We start from the raw sequence: 12,487 nt of genomic DNA on the forward strand, positions 1-12,487 counted from the left end.
AGGATTATCAAATTGACAGATTGGCAAAATGGTTGTATGGTTAAAGTTTAATGATGAAGTTTGAAAGAAAAGAATCTAATGAGTTTATCTATCAATTCAAATAAATACTCTATTTTTGTTGTGTTCAATGATTTGATGAAGACTTATGAGTAATTACAGATATACATTATCCGATTATAATGCGATTAAAGAAGCAGATATTGCTATTAATGGCATAACTGTGCTTGCCGGAGAAAATGGATGTGGAAAAAGTACATTGTCCCGTTGGCTTTATTATCTGATTAATGGTTTTAACAGGTTTGATGAGTTTGCTTATAACGACTTGTTGAAGCAGATACAAGATTGCTTGCGTAAACCGGATCGAGTGCGTAGGGATATAGTGAATCGAGGAGATGAGAATATCAATGTTACCTATAGCCGCTTGCTGGAGACCAGAGTTGTATATGGGGATATTGAAAGTCTTTTTCATGCGAGTTTGGATGTGTTAGCCTCTTTCCGGAAAGAGTTAGTAAGTTATATGAATAGTGGTGACAAGGGGAATAAAAATCGAATTCTGACATATCTTGCTATACCATTGGATGGAGGTATTACTTTGGATGATTACTGTGATGATTTAGAGAATATTGTTACGGCTGCATACGTTAATGTTTTAGATGACTTAAGGATGCATCCGGTTGGGAGATTACAAGGGTATATCTATGAATATCTGATTGAAGAAGGAATCTTTGATCCTCCTGCTTCTATTCAGTTATATGAAGACCAGATTCCTCTTTTGGCAGAACGGTGTTTCAGTATGCCTTATATGTTGCATAGAGCAATATATATTGATACCCCTATGGCATTAGCAGTAGAAGGATCAGAGTTAAATCATTGGAAAGAGTTGGCGAATATGATGCTTAGCTCCACGGGAACTAATATACCGGAGCGGAATAGACTTCTTTTAGCCCGGATAATGCGTTCCATTAATGGTAAGATTTCAGTGGATAAGGGATGGTTTAAGAATGACGAATTACATTATCATCGTACTGACGGACTGGATATCACGCTTGCGTCTACAGCCACCGGAATCAAGTCATTCGCTTACTTGCAACGTTTGCTTGAAAATGGATACTTGAATGAAGAGTCTCTTTTGCTTATTGATGAACCTGAGGCGCATCTTCATCCTCAATGGATTGTAGAATTTGCTCGTTTACTGGTGTTGCTTCATAAACAAGTAGGGCTCAAAATAATAGTTGCAAGCCATAATCCTGATATGGTATCTGCTATTCAGTCAATAGCCCGTAAAGAGGGCGTATTACAGAATACCTGTTTCTATCAGGCAGAGAGAGCTTCAGAAGATTCCATGCAGTATGTCTATAAGAACTTAGGCAGCGATATAAGTGAAATCTTTAAGTCATTCAATATTGCTATTTCACGTATACAGGATTATGGTTCAACTGGTCTGTCAGAATGATATTATAGTCAGCCACCCTTTTGCTTGTCATTGTCAGGCTACTTTGAATGATGTTGCTGCAAAAGATTATCAGAGAACGGGATGGTTCGATCCACGTATCACTTGTCTTTCATTGGATGACTATGAGGCTAAAGTACTTAAAGGGAGTAATGACTGTACAATGGATGCTGCCATTGGAATAGGTAATTATGCGAATAATCGTGTTACTACTTCCCGGTTGATGCTGGTAGAGTTGAGAATGGGGTATGATAATGTAGATAATTTAAGTGCATCTTCATTGGAAAATAAGATAAGCCATTCCGAAAATCTATTGTCGGGTCATCGTATAGACAAGAATAACTACTTTATCTTTAGAGACGGAGTGGCGGCTCAGGCTAAAAGCTGGGCGGAGCGAAAAAAGAAAGAAGGAGGAGTATGTCATGTATGGGTTGTCTTGTCTGTAGATGAGTTTAATCATCTGATTCAGTTTGTAGAAGATATGCCTTATGTACCAAATAATGATTTGGCACAGATAAGCAAAAGACTGACAGATTGTGTGACTGATAGAAATTGGAGAGGTTTATGTGAAGAAACGGATTACTGGCGGGAAAAGGCACTTTACTATAAACATAGATATGAATTGGCTGAGTTTGAAGCTATTCGTACTTTGTTGTTAGATACATGGTGTGCTATTGAACCTGATCAACTGGGTTTAAATATACTGTCGGATGATTACTGTTTTTTATGTATAGTCAAGGAAGATCTTTCTTGTTTGAATGTTTAGCAATGATAATAAGCTTATTTTTCCGGTAATCAACTGAAACTACTAAATTCGGTTGATTACCGGAATTACTTTTTATTTACTCTTTACTACCTTACTTTTCCAGATATGGTACGTCCACTCCGCATGGCTGCTGCCCGAAGGTTGTACATCAGGGGCTGCCTTGCTGACTGTAAAGTAGAATTCCGGTTCTTCCCAGTCTTGCAAGTGGCCGAAATTATCCCTCAACAGAGTGGCATTGTGGTTTCTCGGATAGCCGGTATCATCCGGGGTGATCCGGTAAATCGGTGTCCAGTTACCTCTTTGATTGGTGAAGTCAGAAAGGTTCATGTAGTCTATTTCCAATGAAGAATTTAAATAATTGGGATAATCATTGGGCATAGGCTGTACCGGACGTATCATGACGATTTTATCCGCATCCTTGTCAATTGCAAATTCCGAGTTACAAGTATAATCCCTTGACTGGTTGTCAATGGCCTTTAAACCTGTCTGTACAATTGTTTGCGGGGTACTGATGGAATATGTATCCATATTACTGAAATCCGCTTCGGTCCAGACGATGCGCGTACCCCCGATATCACCTACGGTATAAGTCAGCAGTAGCTTACCTTTTCCATCCAGAGATACGACAGAAGGCTGGCCTACTCCCCATGACTTACCGCCGCCTCCTATTTCCTGGTCACCTTCGCTCGACCATGTTTTCTTTACAATCTGCTGCGGATACTTCACCCAGCTATCTGCATCAAGGTCGTTGCTGAACGCGACACCGATTTCATTGTAATATACTCCGTACATATTACTCAGGAAGAACATGGCATACTTGTAGGTAGTATTCTTCCAAGTGAAGTTACCTTCGATAACAGAAGGGTCACAGGTATGGTGATCGTCCCATGAACCTGGTACACCAGGCTGCAATACACTTTTGGCAGCAGTCTGTGTACCATCCGGGTTGATCTTGATATGGAAGATATTATCGACCATGATCAGGTTTTCCGGATTGCCGCAGAAGTATAGATGAACTGTCCCATCAGCTTGTTTCAAGGCACTTGGGCAATAAGAATACTTGCTCTGGCCTTGGAAGCCGAATACAAATTCCGGTTTTGTGATGGTTACGGTAGGTGTAGGTGTTGGCGGGTCTATCGGAGGGGTTTCTCCGGAGTCGGTGTCCGAACAGGAACACATGAGCCATAAACCTATGAGACCCAATAGATATTTAGTCATAATGCTTATTATTTATTGAAGTGAGCCGGTTGCTTGGTCAGTAACTGGACGAAATGTTGTTTGATATTCTCAGCCTGAATGGAATCTACTGTCAGGTAGTAACGGTTTCCTGCGGCATCGGGAGTAAATTCAGTAGCACCTTGGTCTGTTACGTTTATTTTACCTGCCGGAGAAACGTTGAAATAGGATGGACCTTCAACGGAATATAGTACGGAAGTCAAGTCCCATGTAGGACGGTCGTAGGGCATCTGCTGGTAGCTTTTATATGCTTCTACCACTGGGTGCATAGGAGCCCATCCGAAATCGTTTTCAATGCTGCTGCCGGGATAGTTGATGGCGATACCTACTTCGAAAGGAGAGGTCACCAGTGTGGTAGGCCATTCGGAGAATATCTTCTTTGCCGCCGGAATGTCTTTCACTACGTTATATTCGAACAGGTTGGGATTGTTGAAGCAGCCTGCCATGGTACACAGCAGTTTTACTTTTTGGGCAACAAGCTCTTTTCCGGTCAACGGAGATACATTGTCAGCCGGAGTATCCAACAGGCGTGCAAGGTTTGTGGAGAAACCTACGGAGATGATGGTAACAGAACTGTCCGGTTGCTGTGCCAATAGCTTACGATAGAGGGCAGGCGCTTCCGGCAGTTGGTTATAGTCACCTTTCAGTGAGCGCTTGAAAGCCAGTTCACCGTTATCCTTCTGGATGAGGCATACGGCTTTGGCATAGTTTGTAGCATCGTTCTCACAGTCGGCTCCGTTGTGTATGATTCCGATAGGGATTTGAGGATAGCCGTACCAGGTATTCATGATGTCGGTGTATTCGGCCGGATAAGTTCCTTCTTTGTTGATGGTGATGCCTAATAAGTCGATATCTCCTGCGTCCAGATACTTGTAAAGCATATCCAGTGCCAGTGCATCGTCCACGTCGTTACCTATATCCGTTTCCAGAATAATTTTGGGTACACTCGGGGTGATTTCCGCAGTTTGTTGTTTCTTGGAAGTGCAGCTTGATAGAGCCAATACTAACAAGCCAATCAAATAAAGTTTGCTCTTTCTCATGACGGTATATTTAAAAAATTAGTGACTGGGTGAAATGGATATATAGAGTTCGGGAATCACCTGTTGGAGTGCTTTCTCGTTCTCGTCAAGGTCTGGACGATAGTAAATCTCTTTATCGGAGGATTTATCGGTGTATGAAAACTGGAATCGTCCGTCATCTCTTATCTCATCAAGGTTACAGCGGCGTAGTTCGTTTGCTACAATGCGGTCGCCTTTGTTGCTTTTCCCTTCTTTGACGAGGCGGTATTCTCCGGTGGGAGTACAAATGATCTCCCTTTGTGTTGCTTTCAGCCAGATGGCACTTTCCCATACGTGGAATGGACGGGGGTAACGGTTGAGGTCTATATCAACCGGATAGTCGGCATTCATGGCACGGAGGAAGTCATATTGCAGTTTCTGGGTGAAAGCAAAATCAAGATACCGTTGCAATTGGGGATTCATCTTTCGGATAAAATCCATATCGGGTAATTTCCAGTAGGTATTGTTACAGTCTTTTACGAAGCCTCCGTTTTTGCCTGCACATGGATAGATGGCTACGGGTAAATCTGATTTTAATATTCTGTTGAAAGCGAACACGTCCAGTGCTACATTCCACTCACCGCCCGGAATAGCATTTGCCCCGGCATCGCTTCCCAATTCATGGTTCTTGCTTGCTGTCCCGGCACTCAGATGAATTTTGTGTATCTTCTGTTTCATCAGCTTGGGGGCATGGTTGTAGGCAACCGCCAGTATCCTTGCCGAACCGAATGACAATACCTCTACGGGTTCTTTACTCTTTTTCAGAACTTCTAGCAGTATATCGATTGCTTCCTGCTCATAGCCTGGCAGATACTCCATCCGATCTTCTTCCGATTTCATCATGGATAACGGACCAATGCCATAAGGTACCTTTTTGTTGAAGATATAACTTAATTGTTCCACAGGGATAATTCCGGCTTCTCTCGGTCCACGCGGGTCTTTCCACAGGGTGGGATGGTCGGCAGTATCTTTCCTGAATGCGTCTGTGATGTCCAATAAGACGGCTTTCAGGTCTACATCGGGCAGTCCGAAGCCCATAATGAGGTCCATGTTATCTCCCGGGTCCTGATACGGATGATACAAGTCGGTAATTACCACTACGGGAATCTTTTTGTATTGCCCTGATGCCTTCCCACAGGGGAAGGCAAGAATAAGAGCAATGCATACTATTTGCAGGATTGTTTTATTCATTTGAAATAGTTTTTGAGATTAAACGTAGCCGAATATAGGTCGTATGACCATAGCCAGTTTTCGCCTGTCATGGCAGGAGTGAAGTACATCACCAGTTCATCGTCATTAAGCATGTAACCTTTCGTATCCGTCAGGATACCCGGATTGTGATTTCTTGGGAATCCTGTTTCTTCCGGTCCTGAATGACCGATTTCAATCCATCCGTCTTCTTCGGTAAAGAGACTTTCTGTTCTTGGTTTGTATGCCAGCCGGCAGACATCTCCTACCCAAGTCGGTATCTTTTTGATGGGGGACACACGGGTTTCCGAAACCATATATATATTCTTGTCGGACATGGCAGGATAGCTGTTGGCGCTCAGGAAAGGAATTGCTTTCTCTTCGCCCAATATGATATTATCCAGATCATTCAATTTTATTTCGCGCATACAGAAAGGTCCGTTCTCCGTAGTCGAATGATAGAATAATTGTATGGTCGTAGAGTCTTTGACGATTGTTGTACTTTGCCCCACCCCCCATTTAGTAGTATCTTCGTAAGCTACCAGCGGATTCTGGTCGAACTTGATATACGGGCCTTCGATGTTCTTGGAAATGGCCAGTCCTATCTGGTTGTGGTTACAGTCCCAGCGGTCTACGCCCAGATAGGTCATAATCCAGTTGTAAGTTTCTCCTTTATAAGTCGTTTTAAACTCACGTACGTCCGGGTCGCAGATGTGGCAGTTATCCCAGCCTGTCTCGGAAGGTTCGATGATCTGTGTGCCGGGTTGCCATACATAGCCTTTCTCCGTGGGGATTCCTTTGTATAGATAAACATAGTCCACAATCTTGAACGGATCACGATTCTCACATACAAAGCCGTACCGGATGCCGTACTGGTCTTCTATGATGCTCGGAGCATAGTTATAATGGCCGGCACCGCCGCTGAATTCATACCGGATTTGCGGTGTGAGTTTCTGCGGTTCATTGCCGTCATTGCCCTTGCAACTCAAAAGTGTGAGCAAGGTAAGGTATATGTAGGTCTTATAGTTGTTCATCTCTTTAAATTTAGTTCGTTAATAATTGAGTTGTCGGGTATATAGATGCCATAAATCAATCCTCGACTTGTATGTTCTTGACAGGTCGGATCATGGCTGCACGTGCTTTCTGTCCGTCACCCCAACCCCATGTGTCGCGGTAGCCGCCGGAGTCTCCCAGTGACATGCCACCGTGGGTAGGACTTAATGAATTTCCGCTGCGAACGGCACAGAGCCAGGTGCGGTCCATCATTCCGGTTTCATTTCTCCAACCGCTTTGAGGCAGGAAGAGGCAACCGAGTTGTTTTAGATTATCTTTTGTAGCACGTTTGGCAGTAACCTCGTCAACGCCAATAATGATGCCATCGGTTTTGAATCCGGTCTGGGCTGCTGTAACCCATGTTGCTCCTTTTTCCCAAAGAGCTACCATTTCTTCCGTGGTAGGCACACGCCAGCCCTCGGGAGAAGGGTCGTTTTCGGTAGTCCAGTTGGTACCGTCGTTGGTATAGCTTGAAGGCCAGTTAGCCGGTGCCGGATCGTCCTGCGGGCCAGCTGGATAACCTACTTTGCGGTTGAACTGATAGAGTTGCCCTATATCATCGGGAGAGGCCGCGAAAGTTCCCGGAGTGCCTACATTCTTGGTAGACCATATAAGGCCGTTTATCAGCACTTCGTCTTCACCCAGTACCATTGTCTCTTGCAACACCTTTGACTTTAATATCCGGGTACCGGAGCTTACTTCAACGATGACCGAACGGTTCTTTACGAAAGAGGTGGTCGGCTTTACAGTAACGGTGATTACTTTTCTGCCGCTTCCTGACGTTTCACTCAGTGTGCACCAGCCCTGGGCTGAGCTATTGGAATTTGTCAGTTCGGCTGTCCACGATTCATTGCCGTTGACTGTCAGTTCATAAGTTCCGCCATCAGCGCTTACAGGTATGGCTACCGGAAATATGGCGAACTCATTGGGATTGCTTTCGATGACGTAATCGGAATCATTTCCGCATCCCCATAACGTCAGCAGTACAATGACTGCTCCTATTAAATATTTTGTATTGATCATAGCTCAAATGTCTTCAATTAGTACTGGTCATTTTGGTTCAAATTCGGATTGTTGTCCACTTCGCTTTGCGGGATTGGCATACGGATGGATTTACCGATTATAAAGTTATTGAAGTCGCTGTCGCGTGCTTTCAGTTCGTTCAATGTGGTCTGGTCGTTGATACCCCAACGTTTCAAGTCGACCCAACGCACACACTCCATGGCAAGCTCCAGGGCGCGTTCTATCTTCAGGTGTTCGCGGAAAGCATCTTTGTTGGTGCTGATCTGGGAGCCGTTGTAATATTTACTGTCCTCTATGTTGGGTAGATTAACGCGGTTGCGTACGCGGTTGAGGCATTCAATGGCTTTTGAAGGCGGTGTGGTATTCAGTTCGTTGAGTGTTTCGGCATACAATAACAGCATATCGGCATAACGCAGGGAACGGAAGTTATTATCATTCCAGTAATACAGTGGGGAGGCATCTGTACTATACTTCTTGATGAAGACGCGGTTGCCCCAGTCGCTGTTCCATGAAGAGCCGTATATCAACTGGTTGGGATATTCGGGGAAGTCGGAGGCTGCACCGTCATACCACAGAGTGTAGAACAAGCGGGAATCGTTCTTTCCATCCGTTGTTTGTTCGCGCTTGTAGTAGTCCACCAGCCAGCGTCTTGCTTCGATGTTGTTCCAGCCGATTCCGGTAGGAGCCTGGTTCATTTCAATCTGTGTACCCAGTTGCGCATTCGGGTCCAGGTAGTTGTCTGTCTGGTCGAAGCCCACCTTGTTGGTCAGAGAGAAGTGAATCTCATACAGTGACTCTTTGTTATCTTCCGTATAGTTGCTGAAATTATCAGCCCAGTTGGGTACCAGTGTGTAGTAGTTCTTCCCTTCGCCATCAACGAGCCATTCGAGACATCTTTTGGCATCTTCCCATTTGTGATGCTGTGCATAAGCTTTGGCCAGTAATCCGTAGGCGGCGCCTTTTGTTGGGCGGCCGTAGTTATTGGCGTCACGTGTGGAAGGGAGCTTGGTGATGGCATCTTCCAGGTCTTCTTCTATTTGTATCAAAACTTCGTCAGCGCTAGCCTGCATGGGCTTATCAGCTGCTGAAGAGGTATTTAGCACGAGAGGTACATTGTCCCACAAGGCAGTAAGGTAGAAGTAATAGAAAGCACGCAGGAACTTAGTTTGCCCAATGAGGTCATCCTTGTGCGTTGCATTACCGAACGGTACGTTACCTATATTGTCCAATACTTGATTAGCACGGAAAATGGCAGTATAGTGTTCCCGCCATATCTTGGTATTGACTTCTGAGAAGTTATAGTCGGTAAAGATGAACTTGGTGTATTCGTTCAATTCGGTCCATCCGGCATAACTTACGCCTTCGTCCGCCATACCTATCATCTGTGTATAGATATTACGTGTCCAGGTTCCCTGACGATAGAACATTCCGTATACGGCTACTACACCGGCCTCGACGTCAGATTCCGTCTTCCAGTATACGCCTGTACTCAGGGTATTTTCATTTTGCAGATCGAGCAAAGAGGGGTCGCACGACGTGAATAATGCCGTGACACCGCATAATATATAAAGAGCTATTTTTTTCATTTCAGCAGTATTTAGAAAGTGAATGATAATGCAAACTGAACAGCGCGTGGGTTAGGGAACGAACAATAATCTGCTCCCATAGTGAAGATGCCGCTGTCTGCAAATTCAGGATCCAGACCGGAGTATCCGGTAAAGGTCACCAGGTTTTGTAAAGTAACCGATGCATGGAGTCTTTCTAATCCAATCTTCTTAATGTAACGGGTAGGTACTGTATAACCTAACGTAATATCGCTCAGGCGGAAGAATGAACCGTTTTCCAACCAGCGGTCCTGATCGCTTCGACTGTTGCGGGAGTCTCCGTATACAATACGTGGACGGTCGTTAACCGGGTGCTCTTGTGTCCAGGGGATAATGCCGTTGAAGTTGTTCTGGTTGTTGGCAAAGTCACCGGCTGCTGATGCCGAACCGTTCCATACTTTCTGCCCGAAGCGACCGTAGCCGTTGATGTTCAGGTCGAAGCCTTTGTAGGATGCACCGAGACTTATTCCTAATTCAAGTTTGGGCCAAGGGCTGCCTACTATCTGGCGGTCTTCGGATGATATATTGCCATCGCCGTTGTAGTCGTCATACTTAATATCACCTGGCAAAGCATTAGGTTGTATGATCTTGCCTTCTGAGTTTACATAGTTCCGTACTTCTTCTTCTGACTGGAAGATACCATTCATTTTGTAGAGATACCACATACCGAGCGGTTCACCGATTACGGTTTTGGCAAGAGTCGTATTGTAGACTGTTTGCCCGTATCCCAAATCAAGTACTTTATTCTTGATATGTGAAATGTTCAGTGAAGCGGAGTAGGCAAAGTCGCGAATCTGATCGTTCCAGCCGATTTCCATTTCAAATCCTTTATTTTCCAGGCTACCAGCATTCACGGCAGGTGCACCACCTTCATTACCCGAACTCATCAGGATGGGGAGGTAAACCAAGAGGTCTTTACTCTTTGAATAGAAATACTCAGCACTTAAACGGAAACGGTTATTGAATGCAACCAGGTCGAAACCGACGTTAGCGGTTGTTTTCTTTTCCCAAACCAGGTCATTGTTGGTTAACTGAGATTGAGTCATACCAATCAATATGTTTTCTGGACTTCCGAATACGGCGCGCGGAGCTGTGTTGATGGTGGACTGGTAGTCCCAATAACCGATACTACTGTTACCGAGAGTACCGTAATTGGCACGTATTTTCAGGTCATCAATCCAAGGTACATTGAAGAACTTCTCGCCACTAATACGCCAGCCCAATGAAACGGAAAGGAAGTTTCCCCAACGGTCATTCTTAGGTAGGCGGGAAGTACCGTCACGACGGGCTGTTACTTGTGCCAGGTATTTGTCGGCATAGGAGTAGTTGATGCGTCCAAGATAAGATATCAATGCTGATTCGCCATAGCTACCGCCTGCGGTGGTATTTCCGGTGGCAGCATCCAGAGATGTGATGTATTTGTCGCCTATCATCAATGGATCGAGTTTTGTAATCCAACGTTTTTCTTCGTGGAACTTATTGTAAGTGATACCAAACAGTGCATTCACATCATGTTTACCGAATTTATGCTTAAAATTGTAGGTTTGCTCAATCAGTATATCATGATTCTTGGCACTATCGTAACCCAGATGCGCGGCATCGTCACCTTGTCCCATAACCCAATTACCTTTCTTGCGCAGGGAGTTCGTAACGCCCATATAACTTTTATAGGCAACATTCAGTTTTGCATCGAACATTCCAAAGAGTGAAATCTGCCCGTAGATGTTTCCGGTCAGGTATTCCTCTTCATTGTTTCGTATATACAAGTCCTGCATGGCTACTGAATTCAGGCCGTAAGAGTTGGCACGGTCTACATCGCCGTATCCGTATCCGCCGACATGTGACTCGTCATATACCGGAATAGTGGGTGGCATACCGATGAAGTCGCTCCAGGGATTACCGTTCAGTATCTTCCTGTCGGATTTGGTGTAGTAGAAATTCTCACCGTATGAGAAAATACCTTTCTGTCCGCTGGTGTTGATACGGAAGCCGTATTTGTCGTAACCGGTACGGTAGAGAGCACCATCATCGACCATGCGGTTCAGAGATGCGTAATACTTCACAGTTTTGGAACCTCCGGAAAGGGATACATTGTAGTTCTGCAATACACCTGTACCCAACATTTCATCTTGCCAGTCTGTATTTCCATCATAGTGGTTCTGGCGTTTTGTAACGCCTGAAACTCCTGCCAGGATGGCTTCGTCATAAGCACGGTCGTTATAAATCTTGTAAGTCTCTGCATCCATCAGGTCGTAGCGGGGGAGCCAACTTAGTGTCAGTTGTGAATCAAACTTCACTTTCAGGTCACCTTCTTTACCTTGCTTGGTAGTGATGATTACAACTCCATTTGCTGCACGTGAACCATAGATGGCTGCTGATGAGGCATCTTTCAATACTTGAATAGACTCAATGTCTTCTACATTGACACCCAAATCACTGCCACCATAGGCACCGTCGATGATGAATAACGGGTTGTTGTTGGTCAAACTACCCAGACCGCGAATGTTGATGGTGGCACTGGAACCCGGCTGTCCACTACTTGTAATCTTTACGCCCGAAGTAAGTCCGCGCATGGCTTCCACCACATTGCCCGAAACACGTTCGGCCAAAGCGTCTTCCTTTACCGTAGAAATGGAACCGAGCAGGTCTTTCTTCTTGACGGAGCCGTAACCAATTACAACTACTTCATCCAACATTTCATTTTCAGGCTCTAATGTGATGTTAATGACATTGTTAGTGCCTACTTTCACCTTTTGCTTAGCAAATCCGATAAAACTGAATTCAAGGGTAGCACCCTGATTCACTTTTATTTCATATCTACCGTTGATGTCAGTGGTGGTTCCAAAGGTACGGTCACCGTCCTTCGCCAGAATGGATACTCCGGGAAGACTTTCCCCGGTATTATCGTTTACAGTGCCTGTGACGCTGATTTGTGCGTACAAATTGAGCGAGCACATGCAAAGACAGAATACTATTATTTGAATCGGTCTCATGTATTAAAATTTTAGAGGTTGAACGAAAAATATATTTTAGTTCAGGCAATTCCCTTCTCCTTTTTCACTCCGTGAGAAGTAGAAAAAGAAAGCGTTTATTTAGTAAGAGTGAGGAG

Annotated in this window: 9 protein-coding genes; 2 read left to right on the forward strand and 7 right to left on the reverse strand. The window is 44.6% G+C overall.

What is annotated here, in order from left to right; translation table 11 throughout:
* Positions 1–145 precede the first annotated feature (145 nt).
* A complete protein-coding gene (locus DW182_RS12265) occupies positions 146–1,453 on the forward strand; it encodes an AAA family ATPase (RefSeq protein WP_118295702.1) in 1,308 nt (435 codons plus the stop codon).
* Entirely contained in the window at positions 1,428–2,216 is a 789-nt protein-coding gene (locus tag DW182_RS12270) for a hypothetical protein (RefSeq protein ID WP_044532789.1), read from the forward strand. The genes DW182_RS12265 and DW182_RS12270 overlap by 26 nt, the downstream gene beginning before the upstream one ends.
* 72 nt (positions 2,217–2,288) lie before the next feature.
* Here DW182_RS12270 and DW182_RS12275 read toward each other — a convergent pair whose 3' ends face one another.
* From DW182_RS12275 to DW182_RS12305, 7 genes are read right to left on the reverse strand one after another with little or no spacing between them, the layout of a single operon-like run.
* Complete coding sequence (locus tag DW182_RS12275) at positions 2,289–3,434, reverse strand: sugar-binding protein (protein ID WP_115503751.1); 1,146 nt, start codon at positions 3,432–3,434, stop codon at positions 2,289–2,291.
* Positions 3,435–3,442: 8 nt separating this feature from the next.
* A complete protein-coding gene (locus DW182_RS12280) occupies positions 3,443–4,492 on the reverse strand; it encodes a nucleoside hydrolase (RefSeq protein WP_115503752.1) in 1,050 nt (349 codons plus the stop codon).
* A gap of 18 nt (positions 4,493–4,510) precedes the next feature.
* Positions 4,511–5,701 (reverse strand): hypothetical protein, encoded by a 1,191-nt coding sequence (locus DW182_RS12285; protein ID WP_118295703.1) that lies wholly within the window; start codon positions 5,699–5,701, stop codon positions 4,511–4,513.
* Complete coding sequence (locus DW182_RS12290) at positions 5,698–6,732, reverse strand: hypothetical protein (RefSeq protein ID WP_115503754.1); 1,035 nt, start codon at positions 6,730–6,732, stop codon at positions 5,698–5,700. The genes DW182_RS12285 and DW182_RS12290 overlap by 4 nt, the downstream gene beginning before the upstream one ends.
* Positions 6,733–6,787: 55 nt before the next feature.
* Positions 6,788–7,774: a BACON domain-containing protein gene (locus tag DW182_RS12295; RefSeq protein WP_115503755.1), complete on the reverse strand. Its 987-nt coding sequence runs from the start codon at positions 7,772–7,774 to the stop codon at positions 6,788–6,790.
* 17 nt (positions 7,775–7,791) lie between these two features.
* A complete protein-coding gene (locus tag DW182_RS12300; RefSeq protein WP_115503756.1) occupies positions 7,792–9,360 on the reverse strand; it encodes a RagB/SusD family nutrient uptake outer membrane protein in 1,569 nt (522 codons plus the stop codon).
* An 11-nt stretch (positions 9,361–9,371) separates the two neighbouring features.
* On the reverse strand, positions 9,372–12,371 hold the full coding sequence (locus DW182_RS12305; RefSeq protein ID WP_118295705.1) for a TonB-dependent receptor: 3,000 nt from the start codon (positions 12,369–12,371) through the stop codon (positions 9,372–9,374).
* Between the last annotated feature and the right edge of the window lie 116 nt (positions 12,372–12,487).

The organism is Bacteroides sp. AM16-24 (genome assembly GCF_003471885.1).
Classification (GTDB): Bacteria; Bacteroidota; Bacteroidia; order Bacteroidales; family Bacteroidaceae; genus Bacteroides.

Bases quoted from the DNA above. Each gene is read 5' to 3' on its own strand.
- DW182_RS12270 (WP_044532789.1), top strand. From the start codon at position 1,428: ATGGTTCAACTGGTCTGTCAGAATGATATTATAGTCAGCCACCCTTTT.
- DW182_RS12280 (WP_115503752.1), bottom strand. From the start codon at position 4,492: ATGAGAAAGAGCAAACTTTATTTGATTGGCTTGTTAGTATTGGCTCTA.
- DW182_RS12305 (WP_118295705.1), bottom strand. From the start codon at position 12,371: ATGAGACCGATTCAAATAATAGTATTCTGTCTTTGCATGTGCTCGCTC.
- DW182_RS12275 (WP_115503751.1), bottom strand. From the start codon at position 3,434: ATGACTAAATATCTATTGGGTCTCATAGGTTTATGGCTCATGTGTTCC.
- DW182_RS12300 (WP_115503756.1), bottom strand. From the start codon at position 9,360: ATGAAAAAAATAGCTCTTTATATATTATGCGGTGTCACGGCATTATTC.
- DW182_RS12285 (WP_118295703.1), bottom strand. From the start codon at position 5,701: ATGAATAAAACAATCCTGCAAATAGTATGCATTGCTCTTATTCTTGCC.
- DW182_RS12290 (WP_115503754.1), bottom strand. From the start codon at position 6,732: ATGAACAACTATAAGACCTACATATACCTTACCTTGCTCACACTTTTG.
- DW182_RS12295 (WP_115503755.1), bottom strand. From the start codon at position 7,774: ATGATCAATACAAAATATTTAATAGGAGCAGTCATTGTACTGCTGACG.
- DW182_RS12265 (WP_118295702.1), top strand. From the start codon at position 146: ATGAGTAATTACAGATATACATTATCCGATTATAATGCGATTAAAGAA.